The following is a 25,912-nucleotide window of genomic DNA, read 5'->3' as shown; positions in this document are numbered from 1 at the left end:
GGCAGCACCTGGCGGAGGAGATCGAGGAGATCTTCCGCTGCTCCGGGGGCACCTACGGCTCGCCGAAGGTGTTCATCGAGCTGGTGCGCCGGGGCCGGCGGGTGTCGGTGAACACCGTCGCGAAGGTCATGGCCGAACTCAGGCCGGCGGGCCGGAAGGTCAGGCGCCGCCGGTCGCTGACCAGGCCGGGCAGGCGGCCGGCGCCCCGGATTTCGTCCGCCGGGACTTCACCGCCGAGGAACCGGAACTCGTCCGGGCAGGCGACATGACCGAGATCGACACCGGCGAGGGCAAGCTCTGCCTGGCAACGGTGATCGATCTGTTCTCCCGCCGGTTGCCCGGCTACGGGATGGGTGCCCGGCACGACGCCTCAGGACAGGGAACCGTTCGACGAGGCGGAAGAGGACTGGCTGTTCGGCGACGGGCCGGTCCCGCAGACGCCTCCGTGGAGCACCTCCGAGCCGACCGCCAGCTGGCCGATGCGGCACGAGGACGACGGCTCTTCCCCTGGTGGGTGTTTCGAAGACGACGATCCGGATCCCGGAGTGCTGGCCGACGGACGCCCCGCGAAGATTCCCTCCGCGACACGGGACCGGCTGTGGATCTACGGCTACTTCACCCTCAGGCGGATGATCAGGGACGGCGAGATTTTCGAGAAGTGCACGGCCAAGGACCGCCCCGTGTACCCGTCCCTGGATGACCGGCGGACCATCCAGGACTCCGTGGAGGACAGCGATGCGCTCGCCGGGGGCGGTGCCGCCGACGCGCAGAGGGGGTGGGGGGATCAGTGAACGGGGACGACAAGGACGGCCAGATCAGCGTGCGCATGCCGCTACTCCTGTTGATCGGGGTGACACCGCCGCTCTGATCGCGTCTTGCCTCCGCACTCGCCGGCGATGACCACTTTCAGGTCACGCGCTGTCGGCGGGCAGCGTCGGGTAGTCGGTGTAGCCGCGGTGGTCGCCGCCGTAGAAGGTGGCCGCATCGGGGGTGTTGTAGCGGCCGCCGGCTGCGAGGCGGGCAGGCAGGTCCGGGTTGGCCAGGAACAGCGCGCCGAAGGCGATGATGTCCGCGGTGCCGTCCTCGATGCGGGCGAGAGCGCCGGGGCCGGTGGTCTCGGGGTGGGTGAAGGGGTTGAGGATGAACGCCGTCGGCCAGTCCTTGCGCAGCCGGGCGGTCAGGTCGCGGTCCGGGCTCTCGACCAGGTGCAGGTAGGCGAGGTCCAGCCGGGCGAGAGCGGCGATCAGGGTGGTGTAGGTCTCCAGCACGTCCGCCGGGTCGGTCTCGGCGATGTCGTTGTAGGGGTTGCCGGGAGAGATGCGGAAGCCGGTCCGGTGGCCGCCGATCGCCTCCGCGACGGCCGTGGCGACCTCGATACCGAAGCGGACCCGGTCCGCGGCGCCACCTCCCCAGCCATCGGTGCGCAGATTCGTGTTGGGGGCGAGGAACTGGTGGATCAGGTAGCCGTTCGCCCCGTGGATCTCCACGCCGTCGAAACCGGCGGCGATCGCGTTGCGCGCGGCGTCGGCGTAGTCGGCGATCGTCTGGGTGATGTCGTCCTGGTCCAGTTCCTTCGGCGTGACGAAGTCCTGGGGGCCCTGGTAGGTGAACACCTGGCCCGCCGCCGCGACGGAGGAGGGGGCGACGGGCATGAGTCCCTCGGGCAGCAGGCTGGGGTGGCTGATCCGGCCGGTGTGCATCAGCTGCGCGAAGATCGTGCCTCCCTGGGCATGGACGGCGTCGGTCACCTTCCGCCAGGCGTCGACCTGCTGGGCGGAGTGCAGGCCCGGAGTGTTGGTGTAGCCCTGGCCGCCCACCGACGGCTGGATGCCCTCGGTGATGATCAGGCCGGCGCTCGCACGCTGGGCGTAGTAGGTCGCCATCAGCTCCGTCGCCGTGGCTGCGGGAGCGTCGGCGCGGCTGCGGGTCATCGGCGCCATCGCGACGCGGTTGGCCAGCGTCTTGCCGCCCAGGTCGATCGGGTCGAACGCGGTAGTCATGGCAGCTTCCTTCGAAGAATGGGTCGGGTGAAAGAGACAGGCGGCAGCATGGGCCTGGCGGGTGTCAGGGAACCGGGACCTCAGCAGTCCTCATTTCGGCTGGGCAGAGGCACTTTCTGTAGCCGATCACCAGTCGGGCAGCCTGCTTCGGGAGAGCGCGGGCCTAGTTGAGCGGCACGTCCGCGACGGCCTTGAGGTGGCTGAACGTCTCGAGGGAATACCGGCCGTGGTACCGGCCCATGCCGCTTTCGCCGACGCCACCGAACGGCAGGCCGGGCATGAGCAGTTGCATCACCGGCTGGCCCCAGGCGACGCCGCCGGAGGACGTCTCGTTCACGAGGCGCGACTTGGTGGCCTCGGACGTGGTGAAGGCGTAGAGCGCGAGGGGCTTTTCGCGTTCGTTGATGAAGGCGATGGCGGCATCGAGGTCGGCGACTTCGACGACGGCGAGGATCGGACCGAAGATCTCTTCCTGCATGACCGGCGATGCGGGGTCGACATCGGTGAGCACGGTCGGTGCGATGAACAGGTCGTCGCGGTCGTGCTGGCCTCCCACCGCCGCCCGGCCGGAGTCCAGCAGACGCGTGAGCCGGTCGAAGTGCCGCTCGTTGATGATCCGGCCGAAGTCCGCTGAGGTCTGCGGGGTGGAGCCGAACTGGGCGTCGACCGCCGCGCGGAGGGCGGGGACCAGTGCGGCGGCGGTGGCAGGGTCGGCCAGAACGTAGTCGGGGGCTATGCACTGCTGCCCCGCGTTGCCGAACTTGGCGCCGACCAGCCGCTTGGCGGTCTCGTCCACGTCGGCGTCGGACGCCACGAACACCGGTGACTTGCCTCCGAGTTCGAGCGTGACGGGGGTGAGGTTCTTGGCGGCTGCGGCCATGACGATCCGGCCGACCGTGCCATTGCCGGTGTAGAAGATCTGGTCGAACCGTTGTGCCAGCAGGGCCGTGGTCTCATCGGCGCCCCCCTCGACCACGGTGAGCACGTCGGCGTCGAAGTACTGTCGCAGGAGACGTGAGGCGACCGCCGATGTGTGCACCGAGATCTCGCTCGGCTTGGCCACCACGGTGTTTCCGGCGGCCAGAGCGCCGATGACGGGGTCGATGAGAAGGTGCAGCGGGAAATTCCACGGAGCGATCACCAGGACGACCCCGAGCGGGTCGTACGTGGTGTAGGCCGTTGTCGTGGGACCGAAGTGGGCGGGAACCTCCACCGGGCGAGGCTGAAGCCAGTTTTCGAGGTTCGCCAGTGCCTCGTCGATGTCGGCGACGGTGAAGTCGATCTCCTGCGTCTTGGCCTCGGCGGCGTTCTTCCTCAGGTCCGCCCAGAGGGCTTCGATCAGTTCCTGCTCGTTCTCGACCAGCAGTGCCCGCAGCCGCTGCAGCTGGCTGACGCGCCAGTCCAGTCCGCGGGTGACGCCGGTGTTGAACGTCGCACGAAGGCGGCCGACCACCTCCGCGGCCGTTTCGGTCCGGTGCGTCCTCGGCTCGATCCCCTGTGTTGCGCTCATGGGATGTACTCCGTTCCTGATGCAAGCCACGCCCCGGCCGCCTTCCGGCCGGGCACGGTGGCCAGCGTCCCGGACGGGCCGGCATCCACCCAGGCCACGGCATTGCGTACGTGCGCTGTGCCTACCACTGGTTGGGTCAGGCTGGTGTGCGTGCGACCGTGGATACTCGAGGCATGGACGAATACGCCGAGCCGGTGCACGAGCTGGTCGCCGGCGCTCTGGACCCGCGTGCCGAGCTCAGTGAGTTCCTGCGCACCCGGCGGGCCCGGCTGAAGCCGGAGGATGTGGGGCTGCGGGGCTTCGGACGGTACCGGCGGGTGCCGGGGCTGCGCCGCGAGGAGCTGGCGCAGCTGGCCGGGGTGTCGGTGGCGTATTACACGCGGCTGGAACAGGGCAACGGGCGGACCGTGTCGGCGGAGGTCCTCGATGCCATCGCCCGCGCGCTCAGGCTGAGCGACGCCGAGCACGCGCACCTCACGCACCTGGCGAAGCCGAAGCAGCACAAGAAGAAGCCGGCCGGCCGCGCCCCACAGGTACGGGGCCCCCTGCGGACGCTGCTGGACACCATGGACGGCGTTCCGGCGATCCTCGTGGGGCGGCGCTCGGACATCCTCGTCTGGAACCGGATGGCCGCGGCGGTCTTCGGCGACTGGGCTGAGCTGCCGGCGCGGGAGCAGAACTGGGCGCGGCTGGTCTTCCTGCGGCCCGAGTACCGCGACCTGTTCCTGGACTGGGAACGCAAAGCCAGCGACATCGTCTCTCAGCTGCGCATGGACGCCGGCTCCCATCCGGACGACCCCCGGCTGTCCGCGCTGGTGGGCGAACTCTCCGTGAAGAGCGAGGAGTTCAGGCGGCTGTGGGCCACCCACGACGTCAAGGAGAAGTGTCACGGTATCCAGCGCCTGCACCACCCGCTCGTCGGCGAACTCGATCTCCGCCTCGAGTCGTTCCACCAGGCCGACGCCCACCAGCAGATGTTGGTGACCTACCACGCCGAACCGAACTCCCCGTCGGCGGAGGCTCTGCGGCTGCTGGCCGGCTGGGGCGCGGATGCGACCCGGGCGGGAACGGGCACGTCGTCGGCACGGACGGCTTGATGAACTCCCCTTGATCATCGGTAGTTGGCTGCGCGCCACACCCAGCGTCCTTTCGCACGCCAGACGCCTCCGGCGATGGTGCCTCCGGGACGGCGGGCGATGAAATGCCCTCGCCAACCGGTGATCGACATGACGCTGGACGACAGTCCGTGGACAGCTCAACAGCGCATAAACGAAGTGGGACGGATTTCGGGCTCTCGTCTCCGTCGACACAGGCGGCCGAAGGGCCTGGCGCGGCAGGCTGCAGACCTCGGCGACCTCCATGCGCTGCTCAACTTGGCCTGGAAACGGAAGGAGGCCGGGGACCGGGTGAAAGCCGACGCTCTCTATCGGCAGGCCGTTGTGCACGGCTCCCTACGCGCTGCGTAGGACCTGGCTGAGCTACGGGAAGAAGCCGACGGCCCGGAGGCTGCCGAAGCCTTGGCCTGGGCGGCCGCAGACCACGGTGACATCCTCGCGGTGCTCCGCCTGGCCCGGATGCGGAAGGATGCGGGGAACCTGGAAGGGGCCGAAGCACTGCTCCGGCGGGCCGTAAGCCGCGGCAGCACCACTGCTATGTCCGTATGGGCTCGGATGCGGGAGGAGGAAGACCAGCGGGAAAGCGCCGAGGCCCTCTACCGGCGAGCAGCAGACCAGGGAAACACCCGCGCGCCGATGCGCCTGACTGAGATGCGGGAGAAAGCCGGGGACCGGGAAGGCGCCGAAACACTGGCCTGGCGAGCCGCAGACCACGGCAGCGTCGACGCGCTGCTCCGCTTGGCTGAGATCCGGGAGGAAGCCAGGGACCCGGAAGGCGCCGAGGCCCTCTACCGGCAGGCCGCCGACCACGGCCATACCAACCCATCGCACCACCCGCCCGAGACGCAGGAGGTGCTCAGCAGGCTGTGGCCGTACGGCTTGGACCCGGACGGTACGCCAACACCTCCATGGCAGCCGTCGGTGTCCGCTCTCTTCGAACGAACCGTGCCACCGGGCACGTCGTAGGGATGGCGTCCTGGTCCAGGAGACTCGCGGCGCTCTCGGAAAGGGGACGGACACCACCTGACGGCCGCTCACTGGAACCTGTCCAGGGTCTGACCGAGACACGGGTCAAAGGAGCTCCCGGCCGGCTGGAAGCACTGCCAGTCGCCTCGCTCACTCTGCGGCGTAGCCGCTGTGCCACTCCAGCTCCGCGTCATACTCGCGACCACACTGCAAGCACTTCCGATTATCCGCATCGGCGACGGTGGGGCCGCTCCCCCTTGACGGCCCCACCGGGCGCTCGGCCCGTGCCGTGCTCACCCTCCCCGGCGTCCGGACTCAGCAGCTGGCGAGCCACTTGTGGGACAGCACCTTGAGGCCGGGGCCGCCGCTGACGCCAGGGCCCTTCACGCCCTGTCCTATGCAGCCGAGATACCCCGAGTAGCCCGCTCCGGAATAGAGGCCGACCCCCTCGTACGAGGAAGAAGTCCCGTGGTTGTAGACCGACTTGACGTTGCGGTCGTCGGCCCATGAACACGTCACGGTCCCGCTGGTCCAGTCGCTGTCGGCGTTGCTCCAACTGCAGCGGTTTCCCGTGTAGTTGATTTGGTCCCAGACACACAGGCTGCCGGAAGGGCAGTCACTCGCGGCGGCTTCGGCCGAACTCGGTGCCAACAGGCCCAGAGCCGCCACCGTGGCGGCGACGACGGTCACGCTCAGAGTCCTGCGGGCTGTGCTTGTTGTGACGTTCATTCATGGTCCCTTCCCGTGAGTGATCCTTCCGGCGGAGAACACGTCTCGGGCCGGCCCCTCGGCGGTGCGTGCACGGATTGTGGAATACCGACCTTGCCGAAACCTTGTCCGACCTGTACGCGCCTGCTGTGATGGATCCGCACCCCAGGTGATGAAGTGGACCGAGCGGACGGGTTGGGATGACGGACTTTCGACTGCTGGGCCCGCGACGACTTCCCGGGCCTGGCCGACGACGTGGACAGTGACCTCCTCGACGGCAGTCCGCGCAACAACCTCGGCACCGAGGGCGGACTGCGCGCGGCGCTCGCAGCTTTCGAAGAACTGCACCAAAGCGCCTACGAGGGGCTCCACTTCCCAGTGGACAGCTGGGAACTGAAGCGGATCGCCCGCTGGTTCCTGCTGTCCTGCGTGGTCCTGCCCTGGGCCGTGGAGCAGTACGACGCCCAGCTCGCCCCGGTCGGCTGATGGGCGGCCTCCTGGAGCCGGGCACCATGCACGCCGTGGACGTGAGTGTCACCCTCACCGCGCAGTAGCGCGGAGAGATCACGACTCCGGTGCGGGCGCGCGCAGGTCATCCTCTCCCGGCTGCTGCGTCACTCGGCCGCGTCCAGCTCGCGCTCGGACAGGCCGCCGTCCATCGAGGCGAGCTCGTCGTACGGCACGTTCGCGAAGAGACCGCCGAGTCCGGCCAGGTTCTCGTGAGCCGTGCTCAGACGCTCGGAGGCGCCGCGCAGCATCATCATGCCGACAGCAGGTCCTGGGCGGCCCTGGCGACTTCCTCGTCGTGGTTCCCGCCGTTGTAGACGCGGATCGCCCTCTTGTCGTGCAGGTGTCGCAGCCCGGAACCGGTCTGGCTGATTGCCTGGTCCATGCGCTGGGTGAGGCTGGCCAGGGCGACGACGGTACTCCAGCCGTAGATCGTGATCTCGATGGTGAGGGGCGCCGAGGCGACAGTCGGGCAGCGTCGACCATCTGGCCGAAACCGCCCACGCCGTCGGCTCCTTCTCCCTCTACCCGAGTTCACCGGGACGGAGGGCGTCCCTTATCTCGCTGAGCTTCGCGGTCGTCGCCGGGGTCTGCTCCTGCGCTTGTTCAGCGAGTCGGAGGGCATCGTCGATCTCGCTGAGCTTCGCCGAGGACAGGACGGCCGCCCGCTCTATCAGGTCGTCCCGTGACACAGTGGTCAGCCACGTGCAAGGGGTGAAGCCTGGACGCGGGAACGCGAGCCGCAGCACGCCTTCGAACGGCACTCCTTCACCGGCGCCCACCATCACCTCGATGCCCAGACCGCTGATGTCGACGCCCGCCGGAGCGACGACCTGCATCACCCGGATCCCGGACGCGTCGTCTCCCGACAGCAGTACGACCAACCTCCGCTCGTCGAACTGGACCCACCAGACTTCGCCACGTTGCACAAGTCCTCCAGCCACAGGACAGCGGACAGACGCTGCGCGAGCCTGACGCGCTGCGGAGACGGGTGCGGCCACCGTTGATCATCGGTGTGTGAAGACTGAAGATCACGCGGTGGCCGCAGGTCACAGCGTAAACCCTGCCTACTGGCAGGAGGCGTTCGAGGGCCTGATGAGCCGGATAGCGGGACGGTTCACGCGGGTCGAATCCCGGCGCCGAGCCCGGAAGTTGGTACCCGGCCTGCTGTCGGACCTGCCGCGCAAGAACTGCTGGACCATCGCCGAGTGGGCCGGGGACAGGACCCCGGACGGCATGCAGCACCTGCTCGGGCGGGCCAAGTGGGACGCCGACCAGGTCCGCGACGACGTGGGTGACTACGTGGTGGAGCATCTGCACGACGACGAGGCGGTGCTGGTGGTCGACGAGACCGGCGACGTGAAGAAAGGCACCGACACTGTCCGTGTCCAGCGCCAGTACACCGGCAGCGCCGGACGCGTCGAGAACAGCCAGGTAGCCGTCTACCTCGCCTACTCGACCCCGCGAGGGCACCCGGCGATCGACCGCCTGCCTCGGCGCCGGGCTCGGGCTGCGGTGCACGACACGGTCGCTGCGGCGTCCGCACCGCAGGGCCGGGTGGCTGGCCCTGGGCGCCATATCGATCGGGTGCGGCATCTGGACCATGCACTTCATCGCCATGATCGGCTTCAGCGTCCAGGGCGCCCTGGTCGGCTACGACACGACGAGGACGCTCCTCAGCCTCGCCGCCGCCATCGTCGTCGTCGCCCTCGGCGTGTTCCTCGTCGGCTACCGGGGCGGCTCCCCGATGTCCCTGGCGACGGCCGGCACGGTCACCGGTCTCGGTGTCGCGGCCATGCACTACCTCGGGATGGCCGCCATCCACACCACCGGCACCCTGCACTACGACACCCTCACAGTGGTGCTGTCCGTCGTCATCGCCGTCGCAGCCGCCACCGCGGCCCTGTGGGCGGCGGTCTCCATCCACGCCCTGTGGGCCAGCCTCGGCGCCAGCCTGATCATGGGCGTGGCCGTCACCGGCATGCACTACACCGGCATGGCCGCGGTCTCCGTCCACCTCACCGGCCAGTCCGCGACCGCCCAGTCCTCCACCAGCCTGCTGTCGTTCCTCCTCGTCACTCCGGGCCAAGGGGCGACCGCATTCGCACCGGGAACCCAGCTCTCCGGACGCCGCCAGGGCAGGCATCTGCGAGCCGACGGCCGGCGGGCCGCCCACGGGATGCACGCGAGTGCACGGTAGTTGCGCAGAGGCTTCATCAGGTCGTTTGAAGGACGATCACGCTGTGGGTGCGCCGGTCACTTCCGGGTCGAAGGGCTCGCTTCAGAACCCGCGCCGATCGTGCTGGCCGGTCCAGCGGCCGTCGCCCCCGTAGCACCGGGGGATCATGGTCCCGGTCAGGTCCCCACAGCGGTTCAGCATGAGGATCATGACCGTGCCGTGGCAGCCACGCGCCGCAGTGGACCAGATCCTCGTGGGCTCACGGCTCACCACCGCGGTGTTCCGGGAAATCCGAGCCCAGGTCTCCATGCGTAGTCCTCGCAAGGGGGAGTCCCTGCGGTGGGAGTTGAGCGCCAGCAGGTCGCTGCGGCTGGCGTCTGCGTCAGGACAGAGGACAGAGGCACGGACAGGCACAGCCGCTGAGACCGAAGCGGCGCCCAGCGGGACGGCTGCCAGCAGCGCTACGACGGCAGCAAGATTTCGGATGGACGTGGTGGGCAAGGATTCCCCCTTTCCCGGTGTCGCCGCCTGTGCGATCATGCGAACCCGTTCCGCGGACATGTGAGGGTTCGGCGTGGGCAGGCACGGTGGGCTGAAGGGCTTGAGGGCGTACTGGCGCGCGGTCGGCCTCGCGAAGCGCGAACGGAACGAGGACGCCCGTCGGCTCTACCTCCGTGCGGCCGAGGCGGGCAACATCAACGCGCAGTACAACCTGGCGCTGCTCCACTCCGGCGCCGGTGAGCTCGACGAGGCGATCGCCTGGTTCCGGCGGGCCGCCGACGCCGGGGACGCCGGAGCCATCCATGGCCTCGCCAAGTGCCTCATGGACACCGGGGATCCGGGCCGGGTGGAGGAGGCGCTGGCGCACTACCGCGAAGCGGCCGACCTCGGCCGGGTCGATTCGCGGTACAACCTCGCACTGCACTTCAAGGTAGCGGGCGACGAGGACGAGGCCGAGCGGCACTTCGAGAAGGCGGCTGCTGCGGGACACCGTGACGCCGCAGTCCACCTCGCCGGCATCCGGATCAAGCGCGGCAACCACCGCGAGGCCGAGGCGCTCCTGCAGCGGGAGGCTGCCGAGGACCACCCCGGCGCACTGGACATCCTGGGCCACCTGGCCGAGGGACGCGGAGACCTCCGTCGGGCCGCCACCCTCTACGAGCGCTCGTACCGGGCGGGGTTCGTCGGCGCGGCGGTGAACCGGGGGCTGTTGTACGAGGCGGAGGGGGACACGCCCATGGCCGCGACCTGGTACGGCTACGCAGCCAAGGCAGGCAACGTCGCAGGCATGTACGCCCTGGGGATGAACCTCGCCAAGCGTAAGCAAAGGGGCGAGGCCATGCACTGGCTCGCCAAGGCAGCCAACCTGGGCCATCCCGAGGCGGCACACGCATGGCAGATCACCGCCTCCCGCGATCGACAGTCCCGTGCCGCCCACACGCCGCAGGACTCCGCAGTCCAAGAGCGACGGGACTCCGGGGAGAGACGGCCGCCCCGGACTTGACCCCACGCCGCCCCACCGTTTCGCCATCGCAGCCCCGCCCTGCTCCGAGTGGGCGTTCACATAGGGTTCTTCCGGTATGCCTGCTTTACCCGTGACCTACTTTGAGTGCCTTCGTCGGGTAGAGGTTATTCGTTCCCTGCAAGGGGGAGCACTCGACTGTCCACCTCACGTGGTTCTGCACTCGGAAACCCGTCTGATTTGAAAATGCCACAGAACCGCCCGACTTGCAGCGGAACCCGCCCTCCGCCACGGCCGTGATCACGCTGTGCCGTGAGTGAGCGCACGTCGTACCCCAGCGATCTGTCCGACGCCCGATGGCCCTGATCGAGCCGACGTTGACGGCCTGGCGAAACGGCCGCCTCGAACGCCGGCCAACAGGACAGCCAGCCAAAATCGACTTACGCGACGTGTTCGACGCACTCCTCTACCTGAACCGCGCCGGAATCCCCTGGAAATACCTCCCGCACGACTTCCCGGGCCACGGCACCGTCTACTTCTCCTACGCCGCCTGGCGCGACGAGGGAATCCTCGCCCAGCTCAACCACGACCTGACCGGCCTGGCCCGCGTAAAGGAAGGCCGCAAGCCCGAGCCGACCGCCTCCGTCATCGACACTCAGAGCGTCAAGACCTCCACCAACGTGCCCCTGAGCAGCCAGGGAACTGACGCCGCGAAGAAGACATCCGATGCGGAGAACGTGTCAAGCGGCGAGGGTGAGACGGGGGTCTTTCGAGGTCGGGAAGGCTACGGCCTCGTTGAACAAGACGCGGTGAGTCAGGCAGTGGTGGAGGCAGCCGATCATTCGGTTGAAGAGGTTCCTCTGGGCGGCCGTGTGGCGATCTCCGGCCTCACGTCGGCGGTCGTAGTGAGCCCGCGCCCCATCGGAATGGGCCATCGCCGAGAAGGCCCCCATGTAGCCGACCCCGGCCAGCCGCTGGTTCTTCACCCTTCGGGCCGCGACGGACACGCTCTTGCCGGAGTCGCGGGTGACCGGGGCGCAACCCGCGTAAGCCTTCAGCCCTCTGGCGTCGGCGAACCGAGTCCGGTCGTCGCCGATTTCCGCCAGAACCCGAGCTCCGCTGAGCGGACCCAGCCCTGAGGGCCAGCTCGGCCGGGTCGCTCACGCGCTCGCGGAGCATGACGACGTAGGCGCTCACACGCCGCCCTTGGTGACCAGCTCGATCAGGGCGTCGGCCGCGGGAGCGGAGGAGGCCGGGTTCTGCCCGGTGATCAGCAGACCGTCCTTAAGGACGTAGGGCTGCCAGTCGTCGGTCTTGGAGTAGATGCCCCCGAGCTTGGTGAGTTCGTCCTCGACCAGGAAGGGGACGATGTCGGTGAGCTGGACGGCCTCCTCCTCGGTGTTGGCGAATCCGGTGACGTTCTTGCCGCGCACCAGCGGGGTGCCGTCCTCGTTGACGGTGTGCCGTAGGACGCCGGGTGCGTGGCACACCAGTCCCACCGGCTTGCCGGAGCGCAGGGTCGACTCGATCAGTCGGGCGGAGTCGGTGTCCTCGGCCAGGTCCCAGAGCGGGCCGTGGCCGCCGGAGTAGAAGACCGCGTCGAAGTCGCCGGCCGAGACCGCATCGAGGCGCACGGTGTTCGCCAGTGCCTTGGTGGCCTCCGGGTCGGCCTCGAAGCGCCGGGTGTCGTCGGTCTGGAAGCCGGGCTCGTTGCTCTTGGGGTCCAGCGGCGGCTGCCCGCCCTTCGGCGAGGCGAGCACGATCTGCGCGCCGGCCTCCTTGAAGCGGTAGTACGGCGCCGCCAGCTCCTCCAGCCAGAACCCGGTCTTCAGGCCGGTGTCGCCCAGCTCGTCGTGGGAGGTGAGAACAATCAGAACCTTCATGACATGCTCCTTGGGGGTGAGTAGACCAGTCTACTTTTGATGGGTGGAGATGTCCCCATGACCGGGGCGGCCATGGGGTGCGGGCCTTCTACAGGTGCAGCAGCCTGCGGGTCACCGCGGTGACGGTGTCGAGCGGCGCCAGACTGCGATGGATCTTGCACATGACGCTCGCGCCGAGCCACATGTCGTACAGGGCCTGCGCCACGTCGCGGGGATCACCGTCGACCGAGAGAGAGCCGTCCTCCAGGCCGTCGGCGATGGTGCGCGCGATGCGGTCGACGATGGCGCCCGTCCCCTCTTTGAGGGCCAGGCGCATCGACTCCGACAGGTCGGCCACCTCGGCGCCGAGTTTCACGGCCAGACACTTGCCCTGGCACTCCTCGACGCTCTGCGTCTCCCGCCACTGCTGCCAGTAGGCCATCAGCCGCTCGGCCGCCGACTGGCCGGACCGGGCGAGAATGCCGTCCATGTCCGCGAGGTAGTCCGCGAAGTAGCTCTTGAGGATCGCTTCGCCGAAGGCGTCCTTCGAGGCGAAGTAGTGGTAAAAGGACCCCTTCGGCACGCCGGCCTCCGCGAGCACCTCGTTGATGCCGACGGCCGAGTAGCCCTTGTGGGCCATGATCCGCTGGGCGGTGTCGAGGATGTTCCGACGGGTGTCTGTGCTCCGTGTGGTGACCGGCATGCATGAACCGTAGCATCCGAGTAGACCGGTCGTCTAGACGGTGTTCCGGTAGAAGGCGGCCTGCACCGCAACATGGGCGACGAGAACAACGTCACTCGAAGTGCTGGAGTCGGCCAAGTATCAGGTGACGGCCATCCGGTCTGGCAGTGAAGGCACCCGTCGCGTCCGTCCGACCGATCGCCTGTTTCTGTATGTCCGGCTGCTGGGAGTGGCGGAGTACCTGTCTTCGGGAGAGTTCGGCAGCGTAGTCAGCCCGTGTGGGGCCTGCCTCTGTGGTCCACTTCCCGGCTCGGGAGATGTGCAGTGGGTGCAGCTCCCGCTCTGGGAAGTCCGTGGGTCAGGCCGTGAGTTGGTAGTTGTGCTGGTCGGGGGTGGGGTGGAGACGTTCGTGCTCCCGGGCAAGGTGGAAGGTCCAGTACTCGTCGATGTCGCCGTTGTCGTTCAGGGCGCGGAGTTTGAGGACAGCCTCGGCGCCGTCCAGGCCCCAGCGGGCGCCGGTGATGTCGAGGCGGTCACCGATCAGGTGGCGGCAGGCGCCCTCGATCGCGCCGGTGGCGATCGGCCAGCCCGCCGCCAGGGCGGTGTCGTAGCAGAGCTGGTCGAGGTGGCCGGTGAGGCAGCCGATACAGGCGTCGACGGCCTCGCGTCTGGCTCCGCGCAGGCGGGCCCGGCCAGCCTGCGCGGTGATCTCGGTGGCGGCGCGGGCGGCCTGGCCGTGCAGGATGGTGATCAGGTGGCCGGAGACCCAGGCTTCGGCGTCGGCGGTGCCGGGCGGGTGGAAGGCGTGCGCCGCGGTCCACAGGTACTCGCTGACCTGCACGATGTCGAGCAGAACGTGCACGGGGATGTGGCGGCGGTCGGCTTCGGTGTGGATCAGGAGGTCGAGCTGGTGGCGGGCGCCGTCGACGGGCACAAACCAGGCCAACACCGCCCAGTCCTACCGGACCATCGTCGAGCTGCTGCTGGGGCTGGCCGAACGTAGCGGGCGAGGCCGCCCTTGCGGCTGGCATACGGCCCGATGCGCGTGCTGACGGCCCGCAAGGACGAGCACGGCCTCCAGAGCGGCACGGTAGATCTCGGCCATGTGACCACCCCACTCGGCGTTACCTGCTCACCGGGCGCTCGCAAAACCTCCCGCCGGCCCGCTTCTCCAATGTCGCTGCCAGGACGGCTGCCGTTGTCCCGCTGATGCCGAGGAGGAGGGGCAGCCGCACATCCAGGCCCGTGAGGGAGCCGGCCAGGGCGGTGCCGGCGGATCCTGAGGTGATCTTCAGGGCGGCTACCCAGATGAAGACCTGTCCTTGGAGAGCGGGAGGTGCGTACTCGGTGCGGGCGGCGAGAGTGGCGGCGAAGAAGAGTGCGTTGAGGATGCCGGTGAGCGCGAACGCCGATATGGAAAGGGCGAAGCTGTGGCTCATCGCGACCGCACCGAGGCCGACGACGACGCACAGGGCAAGGCGGCGCGTCAGGCGGTCGGGGTCACCGGTGAGAGGAGAGACCATAACCGTCACGGAGCCGACGAGGTTGCCGAGGCCGTAGGCGGCGGTCAGAACTGCCGCGGTGCCTGATTCGACACCGAGGATCTTCGTCATGTGCACCGCCGTGACGGGCAGGGCGGCAACGCTGAGTGCAACGGTCATCGTCACGTAGGTGGTGCGCCGGAGATGGCCGGTGCGGGCCATGAGCATGAGGGTCGGGCCCGGCTTGAGGATCTTGCCTCTGTCGCCTCCACGATCCGGCGCGGCGGGGGGCAGGAGCAGCACGCAGACGGCCGCCGCGCCCACCGCAGTCGCCAGCGCGAGTGCGGCCGCGGTGGGCGAGCCCCAGCTGGCCAGGGCAGCCACCAGGGACGGGCCGGCGGTGCCGCCGATGCCGTAGGTGGCCCCATCCCAGCCCTGTGCACGCCGCTGGGTGCGGAGCTGCGGTCCGGCGATGGCGGGCAGTCGGCTGCTGATGCCGCCCGTCAGCAGGGGGCCGCAGGTGCCGGCCACGGCCAGCAGCAAGGCGCTCACCAGGGCGGGCGCACGGCCGTACGCCAGCACTCCTGCGGTCAGTGCAGTGGCGTACAGCAGGCAGGCTGCCGCGATGACCTTGCGGCCATCTCGGGCGAGGTCCAAGGGACGGGCGACGAAGGGGCCAAGTAGATGTGGTGCGGTGATGCACGCTCCGAACGTACCTGCGAGGGTCCCTGGACCGCCCGACGAGCTGACGAGCAGGACGACGGCGACAACCGCTCCTCCGTCAGCCGTGCGCGCCAAGGCCGCGGCTATGACGTAGCGGGCGAGGCCGCCCTTGCGGCCGGCATGCCTTGCCGGCGCGGTCACCGCATTCGTTCCGGTCGCGATGTGCTGGTGATTCATGGCAACGGGCTCAGGCGGTGAGCCCGAGTGCGTCCAGCGCTTCGACAACGTCCTGATGTGCGGCCTCGTCCAACCCGCGCAGAGGACGCGGCAGGTTCGGTTCCCCCGTCAGCCCGAGGTGGGAGGCGGACACTTTGTCCTATGCCAAACTCCCACCGCAACGCCGCCGGGTGAGTCCGGACTCTCCCGGCGCCGGACTCACTCCCTGCTTCAGCCGGTCACCCCGTACGCGCGGAGACCGTGGCCGTCTCCGAGCGGAAGCCATGGCCGACCTCGGGAGCGAGCCCGTGGTAGTGGCGGAAGTTGTAGATGAGCGGGCTCCACACTTCGGGGTCGACGTGGTGCGTGCCGGGGACCACGATGCGCTCGTGAGCATGGACACGGACCACCTCGCACTCGACGGAGAAGAAGCGGCCTTCTCCGCCCGGGTTCAGGGCAACGGCCCTCGCTTCAAGCTGGAGGGGCGACTCGGCGACCCGCGGCGGTCGTACAAGGTCAGAGGGCTGCGGGGTCAGTCCGGCGGCGGAGAACTTGTCGGGCTCGTACCGGTACACCGCCCGCTTGCTCTCCGGCACCGGGTGGGCACCGGTGAGCGGCGCGAGCCGCTCGACCTGCTCCCACAGTTCGGGCGAGGCGAGGCTGATGACCACGTCCTGCCGCTCGGCCAGGTTGCGCACCGTCCGGTTTTCGCTGCCCAGGCCCAGGACGACGTTCTGTCCCAGGGCCCAGGCGGACGAGATGGGAGCGAGGTTGAAGGTGCCGTCCTCGTTCTCCGTGGTGAGCAGGACCACCGGGTTTCCGAAGTAGAGGATGCTCGGGCGTATCACTCGATGCGTGTCAGTCGTCATGCAGAAAACGCTAAGCACGCGACCTTTCGATGCTCGTCGAAGTGACGGTTGCCGACAATGGATCTGTGACCAGCCAAGACGTGTACGCCGAAGAGCCGGATCTCGCTGCTCTGGCGGCCCTCCTGGCCGACCGGACGCGTGCTGAGTTCTGTCTCGCGCTGCTGGACGGCCGGGCGTGGACGGCGACGGAGCTGGCCCGTCTGGCCGGCGTCGCCCCGTCCACCGTGACGAGCCACCTGAACCGGCTGGTGGCGGGCGGCCTGCTGGCCGAGGAGCGAAAGGGCCGCAACCGCTATGTCCGGCTCGCCGACCCGGGCATCGCCGAGATGATCGAAGCGCTTGCCGCACGGTCTCCCCAGCATCCGGTGCCCGTACGGTCCCTCACCGCGGCCCGCCGTCATCGGGATCTGGCCTTCGCTCGCATCTGCTACGACCACCTGGCCGGATCCCTGGCTGTCGCGATCACCGACGCGATGACCGCCGAAGGGTTCCTGTCCTGGGACTATGGGCCGGCGCTGACCACTGCGGGAGCCCGTTGGATGAGGGAACTGGGCATCGTCGACGAACCCGCCGCGTCGTCGCACCGCCCGCATGTGCGGACGTGCCTTGACTGGACCGAGCAACGACTCCACCTGGCAGGCGGTGTCGGAGCCGCCGTCTTCCGGCACGCGGTTGAGGAGTCCTGGCTGGTCCACGCACGCGACACGCGCGTGGTGCGGCTGACGGACGACGGTCACGGCGCTCTTCGTGTGCACCTGCGTCTGCCGGACGCGGCGCTGACAGCCGGCTGATGGCGGCACCCATGAGACCCGTCCATCGGGCACGGCCGCAGGAGACGCCGAGCGGTCGCCCTGCGAATCGTCACCACGACCGTGCAATGCGACATGGTCCGTGGTCGCTCCGGCATAGCCGCACGGCCCCCGCCTGATGCCAGGCTCTGATCAGCCGCGCCGTGTGGCTGCGGTGCCTTGCGAAGGAGTCATCACATGGGCCGATACGACCTCGCCCTCATCGGATTCGGTGGCGTCAACCGCGCGCTCGCCGAACTCATAGCCGCACGTGGGGACCGCTTCGCGGAGGAGCTGGGCTTCACCCTGCGGGTAGTCGCGATCACCGACCTGCGCGCCGGCTCCCTGGTGGACACCGCCGGCATCGACCTGGCTCCGCTGCTGGCGGCCGAACCCGGCGAGCTGAGCTTCGCCGGCCTTCCCGGGGGAAGCGCCGACCCCCGTAACAAGTGGGTGATCCGAGAGGTCCCGGCCGACATCGTCGTGGAGGCAACCTTCACCAACCCCAACGACGGTGAGCCCGCCCTCTCCCACGTGCGCTGGGCCCTGGAATCCGGCAAGCACGTGTGCACCACCAACAAGGGACCCGTCGCCCTCGCCGGCAGCGAGCTCAAGCGGCTCGCCGCAGAACATGGCGTGAGCTTCGAGTTCGAGGGCTCCGTACTCAGCGGCACCCCGATCCTGCGCACCGCTCAGCGCCTGCTCGGCGGACTGGAGATCACCGGGGTGCAGGGCATCATGAACGGCACCTCGAACTACATCCTCGGCCGCCTCGAGGAAGGCGTCGAACTGCCTACGGCCGTCACGCAGGCGCAGGAACTGGGGTACGCCGAAGCCGATCCCACCGCCGACATCGAGGGCCACGACGTCCAGCTCAAGGTCATGATCCTGGCCAACGAAGTCCTGGGTGCCGGCCTCCGCCGCGAGGACGTCTCCTGCACGGGGATCTCCGGCATCACCCCGCAGGATGCGCAGGACGCCATCTCCAAGGGGCTGCGCTGGAAGCTGGTCGGCTCGGCCGCCCGCCGACCCGACGGCACCGTCGAGGCCCGGGTGGCTCCCGTGGCGCTGCCCGCGCACCACGCTCTTGCGGGGATCTCCGGCCCGGTCAATGCGGTCGCCTTCCACACCGACCTGCTGGGCACGGTCACCGTGTCCGGGCCAGGGGCCGGACGGACGGAGACGGCCTATGCCCTGCTGTCGGACATCATCGCCATCCACCAGCACCACCACGCGGACGACGACACCGCTCCCCTGCACCGTGTTCTTCAGGAGACCCACCGTGGCTGACACCGTTGTGACCCCCGGCATTCAGCTCGGCGCCGACATGGCATCCGTGCACAACCCGTTCACCGGCGAGGTCATCGCCTCGGTGTGCACGGTCGAAGCCCGTGCCGTGGGGACTGTCCTGCAGCGGGCCAGAGCCGGCCGTCGCGTCGCGGGCGCTCTGTCCCGCGCCGCCCGCGCGTCCATCCTCGAGCGCACGGCCCATCTCATCGAGCGGCGCGCGGAGTCCTTCGCCCACCTGATCGTGAGCGAGGCCGGTAAAACCATCGTCCAGGCCCGCAAGGAAGTGGCCCGCGCGGTCAACACCCTCGCGCTGTCCGCCGCCGAGGCACGGCGCAACGCCGGCGAGGTGGTGCCCTTCGACGCCTACGAGGGCTCCGAGAAGCGGCAGGGCTGGTTCACCCGCGAACCCCTCGGCATCATCGCTGCCATCACCCCGTTCAACGACCCCCTCAACCTGGTCGCCCACAAACTGGGCCCGGCCATCGCAGGCGGCAACGCGGTGATCCTCAAACCCTCCGCCTTGACGCCCCTGTCCTCGCTCCGCCTGGTCGACACCCTCGTAGAGGCCGGTCTCCCCGAGGAGATCGTCACGGTCGTCAACGGTGGTGCCGACATCGGCGCCGCGATCGTCAGCGCCGCAGACGTCCGTATGGTGTCCTTCACCGGCGGATTCGCCACCGGCGAGGCCATCTCCCGGACCGCCGGTCTGAAGAAACTGGCCATGGACCTCGGCGGCAACGCCCCGGTCATCGTCATGGACGACGCGGACCTCGACGCGGCAGTGGACTCGTGCGTCTCCGGCGCGTTCTGGGCCGCGGGCCAGAACTGCATCGGCACCCAGCGGATCCTGATCGACCGCAAGGTGTACGAGTCCTTCCGCGACGCCTTCGTCGCCCGCACGAAGCTGCTGCGCGTCGGCGACCCGTCCGACGAGCACACCGATGTCGGCCCCATGATCACCCCGGAGGCCGCCCGCGCCACCCGGGCGGAGGTCGACGCCGCGGTGGCGCAGGGAGCAGTACTGCTGTGCGGCAACCACGTCAGCGGCTCCCTGTACACGCCGACCGTCCTCGAAGACGTCCCGGCCACCTGCACGATCTGGCAGGAGGAAGCCTTCGCCCCGGTCGTCGTACTGCAGCCGTTCGACTCCTTCGAGGACGCCGTCGAGCAGGCCAACGCCATCGACTACAGCCTCCACGCGGGCATCTTCACCTCGCGCCTCGACCGCGCCCTGACCGCAGCCCGGCTGCTCCAGGCCGGGGGCGTGATGATCAACGACTCGTCCGACTACCGGTTCGACGCGATGCCGTTCGGCGGCTTCAAGTACGGCAGCATGGGCCGCGAAGGCGTGCGCTTCGCCTTCGAGGAGATGACCCAGCCCAAGGTCGTCTGCGTCAACCACATCAGTGACGTGGTCCAATGACCGCCTTCCGTACCGAGTGCGACTCCCTCGGCGCACTCTGCGTCCCGGCCGACGCGTACTGGGGTGTGCACACCGCCCGTGCGCTGGAGAACTTCCAGGCCAGCGGCATCCCGCTGGCCGCCCACCCGGACCTCGTACGGGCGCTTGCGACCGTCAAGCGCGCCGCGGCCCGCGCGAACCGCGAGATCGGCGCCCTGGACCCGGAGATCGCCCAGGCCGTCGAGGCGGCCTGCCAGGCCATCGAGGCCGGCGGTCACCACGAGCAGTTCCCGGTCGACGTCATCCAGGGCGGTGCCGGCACCAGCACCAACATGAACGCCAACGAGGTCATCGCCAACCTCGCCCTGGAGCGCCTGGGCTTCGAACGCGGCCGCTACGACCAGGTGTCCCCGCTCGACCATGTCAACCGCTGCCAGTCGACCAACGACGTCTACCCCACCGCTCTGCGGCTCGCCGTCAGCAGCGCCCTCACCGGCCTGCTGACCGAACTGGGCCCGCTGACCGAGGCGTTCGCTGCCAAGGGCGCGGAGTTCGCCCATGTGGTGAAGGTGGGGCGCACCCAACTGCAGGACGCCGTGCCGATGACCCTCGGCCAGGAGTTCACCGCGTTCGGTGTGACCCTGGCCGAGGACATGGCCCGTATCCGCGAGACCCTGCCGCTGCTGCACGAGATCAGCCTCGGCGCGACCGCCATCGGAACCGGCATCACCACGGAACCGGGGTATGCCGAGGCCGTGATACGGCACCTGGCCGCGTTCACCGGGCTGGATCTGAAGCCGGCTTTCGATCTGGTCGAGGCAACCTCCGACACCGGCGTCTTCCTGCTGGTGTCGGGCGTCCTGAAGCGGTTGGCCGTCAAGCTGTCGAAGACCTGCAACGACCTGCGCCTGCTGGCCAGCGGCCCGCAGAACGGACTCGGCGAGATCAACCTGCCGCCCCGCCAGGCCGGCTCGTCGATCATGCCGGGCAAGGTCAATCCGGTCATCCCGGAGATGGTCAACCAGATCTGCTACGCGGTAGCCGGAGCCGACGTGTCGATCACGATGGCCGCAGAGAACGGACAACTCCAGCTCAATGCCTTCGAACCGCTGATGGGGCACCTGCTCCTGACCTCGGTCCGGTGGCTCACCCGCGGCTGCACCGCACTGCGCACCCACTGCGTCGTCGGAATCACCGCCCACGAGGAGCACCTGGCCCGGCAGGCCGCCCGGTCCGTGGGGTCAGTGACCGCGCTGACGCCGTACATCGGGTACGCGGCGGCCGCCCGGATCGCCAAGCAGGCGCTGGAAACAGGATCGAACGTGGCGGATCTCGTGGCCCAGGCCGGGCTGCTCGATCAGGCAAAGGCACAGAAACTCCTCGCCCCCGTGTCATTGAACGGCTCTGCCGTAACCGGCGGTTGACAGCCCCCGCAGGGTGAGCTGGGGGCCGTGTGACGCACCTGCTCCGCCCGGACACCCCGGCCGTCTTCACGTCCTGATCTTCCTTCGCGCGCCCCGGGGCCGCCGCACCCCCCGTGCAGGCAGGCCCCGGGCGCGCTCCAGCAATGTCCTTGGAGGACTTCGTGCCGACTGCAGACTCAGACCGCACCCAGAGCGTGAACCGCGGCTGGGCCTGGCTGCTGCTCTCCTCACTGTTCGAGATCACCTTCGCGCTGTCCACGGAGGCCACCCACGCCTTCACCCGCCTGGGACCTTCCCTGCTCACCGTGGCCGCCCTGTCCAGCTCGATCTTCACGCTGTCCCAGGCACTGAAGTCGATCGACGTCGGAGTCGGCTACACCGTCTGGTCCGGCATCGGGGGCGTCGGCACCGTGGTGTTCAGCACGCTCGTCTACCACGAACCGCTGACCGCGTGGAAGATCCTCGCCTTCGCTCTGATCATCGGTGGCGCCGCCACCTTGCAGATCAGCGACAAATTCGAGACCGGGAAGGAAGCCGCCGAACACGACCCCGGTCCCCACCAGCCCGTCGCCTGACCTCCAGCCGACCTGACGCGGAAAGAACTCCCACCATGACCTGGGTCTACCTCGGCATCGCCGTCATCTTCGAGATCTGCTTCGCCCTGAGTACCCACGCGGCCAAGGGCTTCACCCGCCTGTGGCCCTCGGTGCTGGCCATTTTCGGCGCCGCAGGAGGTGTCTACGCCCTCTCCCTGGCCCTGCTCGACCTCGACGTCTCCGTCGGTTACACCATCTGGACGGGTGTGGGCGGCGTCGGCACCGTCATCATGGGCGCCATCCTCTTCAAAGAGAAGATCACGCTCACCCGTCTGCTGTCGTTCGCCGCCATCATCAGCGGCGTCATCATTCTGCGCCTGACCTCGATCTGACCTGCAAGGCGGCCGATCGCGGGGCGCAGAGAGCCGCCCTCCTTCATCCGCCGGCCGCCGGCTCCTTCGACTCCTTCACCCGTCGCGGTCGGTTGACGACGTTGGACAGGGTGAGCGCCGTGGTCGTGTCACGCACACCCGGCATCCGGGCGATGTCTTCCCAGATCTCCCGGACGCGTTCCAGGGAAGCCGCTTCGAGCCGCACCATGATGTCGAACTCGCCGCTGAGAACCTCGCAGATGACGACCTCCGGGATGCGTTTGAGCGCGGCCAGGACATCGCCACCACGCATGCGGTCCTGTCGGTAGATGAGGACCAGTGCCGAGACGACACCGTCATCGGCGTTCTCACCTGGGCGGACGATGGTGTAGCCGGCGATGTGTCCCTGGCGTTCCAACCGCTCGATGCGCTGGCGCACCGCGGTGCGGGACAGCAGCACCCTGCTGGCCAGCTCGGCATGCGGGATGCGGGCGTTGCGGGCGAGTTCAGCGATGATCTTCTCGTCGATGACGTCCATGGCGGACGGTCTCCTTCGTGATGAAGGCCCCTGGCAGGGGGCTGACTGCCAGGGGCCGGTACGACAGGGCTCTGCACGTCAGGAAGCGGGAGGTACCGCACGGTGTGGTGGCGATGTCGCCGAGGACAGCAGCAGTTGTGCCAGGGCATGGGGGGGGGAGTCGGCGGTCGCAATGGCCCGTGCGGCGGCGGCGCAGGCATTCCCGGATCACATCTCGCTTGGTCGTGCGTCCTGCCCTGTCGGACGTGCCGCACACCGTCACCAGGTGTGTGGCCAGGCCGTAGTGCTCGGTGATCCGAACAGCCTGGTCCTCGACTTTCGAGGTCGCCACCGCCATGGGGATCCCGGCCGCGGCCAGTTCCTCCAGCAGGCCGGGAACCCCGTCGTACATTCTGCTGTCCAGGTCACCTGTCTCCGCGTAGGCAGCCCGGTACAGCCGCAGTGCCCGCTTGGCGGTGAGTTCATCAAGCCCGACGACCTCGCGGAACGACCGGTACATGGGCGGGCCGACGAAGCTGCGCAGGGTGTCCCCGTCGGGGACCGGCACTCCGATCCCGGTGAGCGCGCTCGCGACGCCGGCGGCGATGCCCGGGCGGAGTCCATCAGGGTTCCGTCGAGGTCGAAGAGAAGGCATGTGGGCGTCACAGCAGTCACCTGTGCCGACGCTGCGGCATCGCCACAGCGTCGGCGGACTCGTGGGACAGTCGGATCAGGACGGGAAGGTGGCATCGAGGGCGGCGCGGATGTCGGCGACGAGATCGTCCGCGTCCTCCAGACCGATCGACAGACGCAGATGCCCGTACTTCCTGAAGGGCTCCGGGTAGTTCTCCATACCGCCGCGACCGCTGCCGCCGACATGCACGATCAGGGACTCGTCATGGCCGAGCGACACGGCAGAGGTGATCACCTGCAGGTTGTTGACGAACCGGTTCTGTGTCTCGGAGTCGCCGTCCACGGCGAAGGCCATCATGGCGCCGAACCCGGCCCCGGCGAACTGCCGACGTGCCGTCTCGTGCTGCGGGTGTGACTCCAGACCCGGGTAGTACACGTAGGCGATCCGCGGATCGGAGGCGAGGTACGCCGCGACCTTCTCCGCGGAGGCGAGGTGCTGGCTCAGGCGCAACGGCAGGGTCACCGAGCCACGCATGATCATCCAGGCGTTGAACGGCGAAATCACGCCGCCCACCTCGACCATGGCCTCGTGCCGGATCGGGTCCACCAGGTCCCGGGCCCCGACGACGACGCCGCCCATGGCATCTCCGTGACCGTTGATGTACTTCGTCAGCGAGTGCACGACCAGGTCCGCGCCGTCCCGCAGGGGACGGTAGAACGGCGGCGGGGTCCAGGTGGAGTCGACCGAAAGCAGAGCGCCGGCAGCGTGCGCGATCTCGGCGAGGCCGGCGATGTCCGCGACCGTCGTGGTCGGGTTGGCGATGGTCTCGGCGTGAACCAGCTTCGTGTTCGGGCGCACGGCGTCGCGGACCGCGTCGAGGTCACTGATGTCGACGAAAGTGGCCTCGATGCCGTACTTCTCCGGGAACAACTCGGCGAACAGCCGATAGACGGCGTCATAGGTCACGTTGGAAACCACCACGTGGTCACCCGACTTCAGATGCGTGAAGAACACGCTGTGCAGGGCAGCCACACCAGTGGCGAACGCGACCGCGTCCTCACCACCCTCGATCGCCGCCAGCTTGGTCTGCAGATTGACCTGATTGGCACCGGAGTTGCGGGTGTAGACCAGTCCCTCGGGCGAGGACCAGTCCATGGTCGACGGATCCTCCGGCAGCAGATACGAGTTGGCCATCACCAGCGGCGTCCGCACCGCCCCCGTGCCTTTGTCGATCGTGTTGCCGACATGTACCGACTGCGTCGCGAAGGCAAGCGTGGACGGGTCGTGCTTGTCGGGCCGAGGAGTGCCCGATGCGTAGGGAGCAGTGCTCATGGTCGGTGGTTCCTTTCGTCGGCACCCCTGGGGATGCCGTAAGACAAGAAATGGGTCGGCGGGGGCTGAGCGCCGGGGGCCGGGCACTGGCCAGGCCCGGCGTGGGGCGTCTCAGGCAGGGACCTGAGGGTGTCCCGGCCGAGGTGCACGCGGTCTGTTCGGCGCGGGACGGACAGGACACCTGCGGCAGTGGCGAAGCCGTCTTCGCGGTCGGTGCGGAGGGTTCCCGCATGAGGAGGGCGGACCGCCTCAAGCCCAGCCGACGCTCAGGTAATCGCGTCCGGCGGACCCACCCCAGCGTACAATCAAACGACCGAACTGGCTACTGAAACGACTGTGCTGTAAGTCCGGGTGCTCCAACAGGCGTGGCTCTGGGCGATACGCGCAGCCGTCTCCCGCCCTGCGCGGGGTCACCGCGCGGGCCCGTCGTCCGGGACCGACCAGCAGAGTTCCGCAGCGATCCGCGGCCCGGTCGAATGATCCGCTCTGGCATCGGAGCGACCCGGCGCAGCCCTGATGAAACGACCGAGAGATGCCTCCGGACAACCCGCCAAGGAAAGGTGAACAAGGTGGCCGACACGTCGACAGCTCTGCGGGCCGTCGCGCTGAACGTGCGGGCAGCACGCGTGCGTGCGGGCCTGTCCCAGGGGGAACTCAGCCGACGCTCCCAGGTCAGCAAAGGGCGACGGTGACCGGCCACAAGGTCGGTCTGACCTCCGCCGCCATGCAGCAACTCCTCGGCGTACACGAGCCGGACTTCGGGCACCTGCTGGACGACATGGTGCAACGCGACGGCGGCACCATACGCGCCACCCGCTACTGCGCTCCGCGCGTCGAACCCGAGATCTGCTTCCGCCTCGCCCGGCCACTGCGCGGACCCGGCGTGACCACCAGTGACGTACTGGCCGCCACCGAGGCGGTCGCTCCCGCACTGGAGATCGTCGACAGCCGCATCCGCGACTGGCGGATCACCCTGGTCGACACCGTCGCGGACAACGCCAGCTCCACGGGGCTGGTCTGCGGCTCCTGGACACCGATGGAATATGCGCCCGACCTCTCGGCGGTCACCGTGGACCTGCACGTCAACGGTGATTACGTGGCCTCCGGCAGCGGCAAGGAGGTCCTGGGCCACCCGGCGACCGCGGTCGCCTGGCTGGCCAACACGCTCGCCGCCTTCGGTACCGGACTGGACCCCGGGCACGTGGTCCTGCCCGGCGCCATGACCACCGCTCCCTTCGTCGGCGCCGGACAGAAGGTGGAGGCCCGTTTCGGAGCCCTCGGCTCGGTCTCGGTGTCCTTCGTCTGACCGACCATCCCACCCGCCATCCCGCCAGAGACATCAAAGGCCAGGTTCCCGATCCGCCCCCAGTCCCGACCCCGATTCTCTCTCCCGGTCTT

At 68.8% G+C, this 25,912-nt stretch carries 27 protein-coding genes and 5 pseudogenes; 17 read left to right on the top strand and 15 right to left on the bottom strand.

Going from position 1 to position 25,912, the window contains the following annotated elements; genetic code table 11:
• The first annotated feature begins 8 nt into the window (after positions 1-8).
• Both AQJ64_RS52300 and AQJ64_RS16865 read left to right on the top strand, forming a co-directional pair.
• Positions 9-269 carry a helix-turn-helix domain-containing protein gene (locus tag AQJ64_RS52300; RefSeq protein ID WP_425315610.1) on the top strand — a complete coding sequence of 87 codons (261 nt, stop codon included), beginning with the start codon at positions 9-11 and terminating at the stop codon, positions 267-269.
• 84 nt (positions 270-353) lie between these two features.
• Positions 354-791 carry a hypothetical protein gene (locus tag AQJ64_RS16865; RefSeq protein WP_055637005.1) on the top strand — a complete coding sequence of 146 codons (438 nt, stop codon included), beginning with the start codon at positions 354-356 and terminating at the stop codon, positions 789-791.
• A gap of 120 nt (positions 792-911) precedes the next feature.
• Here AQJ64_RS16865 and AQJ64_RS16860 read toward each other — a convergent pair whose 3' ends face one another.
• Together AQJ64_RS16860 and AQJ64_RS16855 are read right to left on the bottom strand one after the other, a co-directional pair.
• Positions 912-2,000, bottom strand: a complete 1,089-nt coding sequence (locus AQJ64_RS16860) for an alkene reductase (protein WP_055637006.1) — start codon at positions 1,998-2,000, stop codon at positions 912-914.
• 163 nt (positions 2,001-2,163) lie between these two features.
• A complete protein-coding gene (locus tag AQJ64_RS16855; RefSeq protein WP_055637007.1) occupies positions 2,164-3,510 on the bottom strand; it encodes an aldehyde dehydrogenase family protein in 1,347 nt (448 codons plus the stop codon).
• 173 nt (positions 3,511-3,683) lie between these two features.
• Between AQJ64_RS16855 and AQJ64_RS16850 the strand changes: the two genes are divergently transcribed.
• Both AQJ64_RS16850 and AQJ64_RS16845 read left to right on the top strand, forming a co-directional pair.
• The gene (locus AQJ64_RS16850; RefSeq protein ID WP_059202747.1) at positions 3,684-4,607 is read left to right on the top strand and encodes a helix-turn-helix domain-containing protein; all 924 of its coding nucleotides are present in this window, start codon (positions 3,684-3,686) and stop codon (positions 4,605-4,607) included.
• Positions 4,608-5,180: 573 nt separating this feature from the next.
• On the top strand, positions 5,181-5,591 hold the full coding sequence (locus tag AQJ64_RS16845; RefSeq protein ID WP_211286485.1) for a tetratricopeptide repeat protein: 411 nt from the start codon (positions 5,181-5,183) through the stop codon (positions 5,589-5,591).
• Positions 5,592-5,906: 315 nt separating this feature from the next.
• Here AQJ64_RS16845 and AQJ64_RS16840 read toward each other — a convergent pair whose 3' ends face one another.
• Entirely contained in the window at positions 5,907-6,320 is a 414-nt protein-coding gene (locus tag AQJ64_RS16840; RefSeq protein ID WP_063788824.1) for a peptidase inhibitor family I36 protein, read from the bottom strand.
• Between the two features lie 234 nt (positions 6,321-6,554).
• On the opposite strand from AQJ64_RS16840, the gene AQJ64_RS16835 reads away from it, so the two are divergent.
• On the top strand, positions 6,555-6,785 hold the full coding sequence (locus AQJ64_RS16835; protein WP_055637010.1) for a hypothetical protein: 231 nt from the start codon (positions 6,555-6,557) through the stop codon (positions 6,783-6,785).
• 128 nt (positions 6,786-6,913) lie between these two features.
• Here the strand turns inward: AQJ64_RS16835 and AQJ64_RS49080 are convergent, their stop codons facing one another.
• The 3 genes from AQJ64_RS49080 to AQJ64_RS16830 all read right to left on the bottom strand — a co-directional run bounded on the left by AQJ64_RS49080 (position 6,914) and on the right by AQJ64_RS16830 (position 7,735).
• Complete coding sequence (locus AQJ64_RS49080) at positions 6,914-7,063, bottom strand: hypothetical protein (RefSeq protein WP_157881094.1); 150 nt, start codon at positions 7,061-7,063, stop codon at positions 6,914-6,916.
• Positions 7,060-7,191 carry a hypothetical protein gene (locus AQJ64_RS51730; RefSeq protein WP_276206708.1) on the bottom strand — a complete coding sequence of 44 codons (132 nt, stop codon included), beginning with the start codon at positions 7,189-7,191 and terminating at the stop codon, positions 7,060-7,062. Before AQJ64_RS51730 ends, AQJ64_RS49080 begins: the two co-directional genes overlap by 4 nt.
• Before the next feature lie 139 nt (positions 7,192-7,330).
• The gene (locus AQJ64_RS16830; RefSeq protein WP_055637011.1) at positions 7,331-7,735 is read right to left on the bottom strand and encodes a growth inhibitor PemK; all 405 of its coding nucleotides are present in this window, start codon (positions 7,733-7,735) and stop codon (positions 7,331-7,333) included.
• A 166-nt stretch (positions 7,736-7,901) separates the two neighbouring features.
• Here AQJ64_RS16830 and AQJ64_RS45900 point away from each other — a divergent pair.
• The 4 genes and pseudogenes from AQJ64_RS45900 to AQJ64_RS16810 form a co-directional block, all read left to right on the top strand.
• Positions 7,902-8,357 (top strand): annotated as a pseudogene (locus tag AQJ64_RS45900) (IS701 family transposase); the annotation flags it as partial.
• Positions 8,293-8,883 (top strand): annotated as a pseudogene (locus AQJ64_RS16825) (MHYT domain-containing protein); the annotation flags it as partial. The pseudogenes AQJ64_RS45900 and AQJ64_RS16825, both read left to right, overlap by 65 nt.
• A 676-nt stretch (positions 8,884-9,559) precedes the next feature.
• Complete coding sequence (locus AQJ64_RS16815; RefSeq protein WP_079061716.1) at positions 9,560-10,489, top strand: tetratricopeptide repeat protein; 930 nt, start codon at positions 9,560-9,562, stop codon at positions 10,487-10,489.
• Positions 10,490-10,759: 270 nt separating this feature from the next.
• Positions 10,760-11,166: pseudogene (locus AQJ64_RS16810) on the top strand (transposase); the annotation flags it as partial.
• Positions 11,167-11,187: 21 nt separating this feature from the next.
• Here AQJ64_RS16810 and AQJ64_RS45895 read toward each other — a convergent pair.
• From AQJ64_RS45895 to AQJ64_RS16785, 6 genes and pseudogenes are all read right to left on the bottom strand, one after another.
• Positions 11,188-11,583 (bottom strand): annotated as a pseudogene (locus AQJ64_RS45895) (transposase); the annotation flags it as partial.
• A 57-nt stretch (positions 11,584-11,640) separates the two neighbouring features.
• A complete protein-coding gene (locus tag AQJ64_RS16805; protein ID WP_055637014.1) occupies positions 11,641-12,330 on the bottom strand; it encodes a type 1 glutamine amidotransferase domain-containing protein in 690 nt (229 codons plus the stop codon).
• A gap of 88 nt (positions 12,331-12,418) precedes the next feature.
• Positions 12,419-13,012, bottom strand: coding sequence for a TetR/AcrR family transcriptional regulator (locus tag AQJ64_RS16800; protein ID WP_055637015.1), 594 nt, complete (start codon positions 13,010-13,012; stop codon positions 12,419-12,421).
• Between the two features lie 337 nt (positions 13,013-13,349).
• Complete coding sequence (locus AQJ64_RS16795) at positions 13,350-13,937, bottom strand: hypothetical protein (RefSeq protein ID WP_159060293.1); 588 nt, start codon at positions 13,935-13,937, stop codon at positions 13,350-13,352.
• Between the two features lie 178 nt (positions 13,938-14,115).
• Positions 14,116-15,420 carry an MFS transporter gene (locus AQJ64_RS16790; protein ID WP_244902661.1) on the bottom strand — a complete coding sequence of 435 codons (1,305 nt, stop codon included), beginning with the start codon at positions 15,418-15,420 and terminating at the stop codon, positions 14,116-14,118.
• A gap of 170 nt (positions 15,421-15,590) precedes the next feature.
• Positions 15,591-16,220: a flavin reductase family protein gene (locus AQJ64_RS16785; protein WP_055637016.1), complete on the bottom strand. Its 630-nt coding sequence runs from the start codon at positions 16,218-16,220 to the stop codon at positions 15,591-15,593.
• Between the two features lie 29 nt (positions 16,221-16,249).
• On the opposite strand from AQJ64_RS16785, the gene AQJ64_RS16780 reads away from it, so the two are divergent.
• From AQJ64_RS16780 to AQJ64_RS16755, 6 genes are all read left to right on the top strand, one after another.
• A complete protein-coding gene (locus AQJ64_RS16780; RefSeq protein ID WP_099054074.1) occupies positions 16,250-17,011 on the top strand; it encodes a helix-turn-helix domain-containing protein in 762 nt (253 codons plus the stop codon).
• A gap of 195 nt (positions 17,012-17,206) precedes the next feature.
• Positions 17,207-18,298, top strand: coding sequence for a homoserine dehydrogenase (locus AQJ64_RS16775; protein ID WP_055637018.1), 1,092 nt, complete (start codon positions 17,207-17,209; stop codon positions 18,296-18,298).
• Positions 18,291-19,721, top strand: coding sequence for an aldehyde dehydrogenase family protein (locus AQJ64_RS16770; protein WP_240512843.1), 1,431 nt, complete (start codon positions 18,291-18,293; stop codon positions 19,719-19,721). Before AQJ64_RS16775 ends, AQJ64_RS16770 begins: the two co-directional genes overlap by 8 nt.
• Complete coding sequence (locus AQJ64_RS16765) at positions 19,718-21,124, top strand: aspartate ammonia-lyase (protein WP_055637019.1); 1,407 nt, start codon at positions 19,718-19,720, stop codon at positions 21,122-21,124. Before AQJ64_RS16770 ends, AQJ64_RS16765 begins: the two co-directional genes overlap by 4 nt.
• A gap of 161 nt (positions 21,125-21,285) precedes the next feature.
• A complete protein-coding gene (locus tag AQJ64_RS16760) occupies positions 21,286-21,699 on the top strand; it encodes a DMT family transporter (RefSeq protein WP_240512844.1) in 414 nt (137 codons plus the stop codon).
• A gap of 35 nt (positions 21,700-21,734) precedes the next feature.
• Positions 21,735-22,052, top strand: coding sequence for a DMT family transporter (locus tag AQJ64_RS16755; RefSeq protein WP_055637021.1), 318 nt, complete (start codon positions 21,735-21,737; stop codon positions 22,050-22,052).
• Between the two features lie 43 nt (positions 22,053-22,095).
• Here the strand turns inward: AQJ64_RS16755 and AQJ64_RS16750 are convergent, their stop codons facing one another.
• The 3 genes from AQJ64_RS16750 to AQJ64_RS16745 all read right to left on the bottom strand — a co-directional run bounded on the left by AQJ64_RS16750 (position 22,096) and on the right by AQJ64_RS16745 (position 24,514).
• Positions 22,096-22,569 carry an Lrp/AsnC family transcriptional regulator gene (locus AQJ64_RS16750; protein WP_055637022.1) on the bottom strand — a complete coding sequence of 158 codons (474 nt, stop codon included), beginning with the start codon at positions 22,567-22,569 and terminating at the stop codon, positions 22,096-22,098.
• Positions 22,538-23,116 (bottom strand): HAD hydrolase-like protein, encoded by a 579-nt coding sequence (locus AQJ64_RS45890; RefSeq protein WP_244902660.1) that lies wholly within the window; start codon positions 23,114-23,116, stop codon positions 22,538-22,540. The genes AQJ64_RS16750 and AQJ64_RS45890 overlap by 32 nt, the downstream gene beginning before the upstream one ends.
• 162 nt (positions 23,117-23,278) lie before the next feature.
• On the bottom strand, positions 23,279-24,514 hold the full coding sequence (locus AQJ64_RS16745; protein ID WP_055637023.1) for a trans-sulfuration enzyme family protein: 1,236 nt from the start codon (positions 24,512-24,514) through the stop codon (positions 23,279-23,281).
• Between the two features lie 569 nt (positions 24,515-25,083).
• On the opposite strand from AQJ64_RS16745, the pseudogene AQJ64_RS50855 reads away from it, so the two are divergent.
• Positions 25,084-25,197: pseudogene (locus tag AQJ64_RS50855) on the top strand (XRE family transcriptional regulator); the annotation flags it as partial.
• Positions 25,198-25,202: 5 nt separating this feature from the next.
• Positions 25,203-25,820, top strand: a complete 618-nt coding sequence (locus tag AQJ64_RS16740) for a 2-keto-4-pentenoate hydratase (RefSeq protein WP_099054075.1) — start codon at positions 25,203-25,205, stop codon at positions 25,818-25,820.
• Positions 25,821-25,912: the final 92 nt, after the last annotated feature.

The organism is Streptomyces griseoruber (assembly GCF_001514205.1).
GTDB classification, from domain to species: domain Bacteria; phylum Actinomycetota; class Actinomycetes; order Streptomycetales; family Streptomycetaceae; genus Streptomyces; species Streptomyces griseoruber.
The sequence above is the reverse complement of the archived record's forward strand: the minus strand, read 5'-3'. Positions and strand labels throughout refer to the sequence as shown.

Bases quoted from the DNA above. Each gene is read 5' to 3' on its own strand.
- AQJ64_RS16845 (WP_211286485.1), top strand. From the start codon at position 5,181: ATGCGGGAGGAGGAAGACCAGCGGGAAAGCGCCGAGGCCCTCTACCGG.
- AQJ64_RS16800 (WP_055637015.1), bottom strand. From the start codon at position 13,012: ATGCCGGTCACCACACGGAGCACAGACACCCGTCGGAACATCCTCGAC.
- AQJ64_RS16765 (WP_055637019.1), top strand. From the start codon at position 19,718: ATGACCGCCTTCCGTACCGAGTGCGACTCCCTCGGCGCACTCTGCGTC.
- AQJ64_RS16805 (WP_055637014.1), bottom strand. From the start codon at position 12,330: ATGAAGGTTCTGATTGTTCTCACCTCCCACGACGAGCTGGGCGACACC.
- AQJ64_RS16840 (WP_063788824.1), bottom strand. From the start codon at position 6,320: ATGAACGTCACAACAAGCACAGCCCGCAGGACTCTGAGCGTGACCGTC.
- AQJ64_RS51730 (WP_276206708.1), bottom strand. From the start codon at position 7,191: ATGGACCAGGCAATCAGCCAGACCGGTTCCGGGCTGCGACACCTGCAC.
- AQJ64_RS16775 (WP_055637018.1), top strand. From the start codon at position 17,207: ATGGGCCGATACGACCTCGCCCTCATCGGATTCGGTGGCGTCAACCGC.
- AQJ64_RS49080 (WP_157881094.1), bottom strand. From the start codon at position 7,063: ATGATGATGCTGCGCGGCGCCTCCGAGCGTCTGAGCACGGCTCACGAG.
- AQJ64_RS16780 (WP_099054074.1), top strand. From the start codon at position 16,250: ATGCTCGTCGAAGTGACGGTTGCCGACAATGGATCTGTGACCAGCCAA.
- AQJ64_RS16785 (WP_055637016.1), bottom strand. From the start codon at position 16,220: ATGACGACTGACACGCATCGAGTGATACGCCCGAGCATCCTCTACTTC.
- AQJ64_RS16850 (WP_059202747.1), top strand. From the start codon at position 3,684: ATGGACGAATACGCCGAGCCGGTGCACGAGCTGGTCGCCGGCGCTCTG.
- AQJ64_RS16755 (WP_055637021.1), top strand. From the start codon at position 21,735: ATGACCTGGGTCTACCTCGGCATCGCCGTCATCTTCGAGATCTGCTTC.
- AQJ64_RS16745 (WP_055637023.1), bottom strand. From the start codon at position 24,514: ATGAGCACTGCTCCCTACGCATCGGGCACTCCTCGGCCCGACAAGCAC.
- AQJ64_RS16855 (WP_055637007.1), bottom strand. From the start codon at position 3,510: ATGAGCGCAACACAGGGGATCGAGCCGAGGACGCACCGGACCGAAACG.
- AQJ64_RS16860 (WP_055637006.1), bottom strand. From the start codon at position 2,000: ATGACTACCGCGTTCGACCCGATCGACCTGGGCGGCAAGACGCTGGCC.
- AQJ64_RS16750 (WP_055637022.1), bottom strand. From the start codon at position 22,569: ATGGACGTCATCGACGAGAAGATCATCGCTGAACTCGCCCGCAACGCC.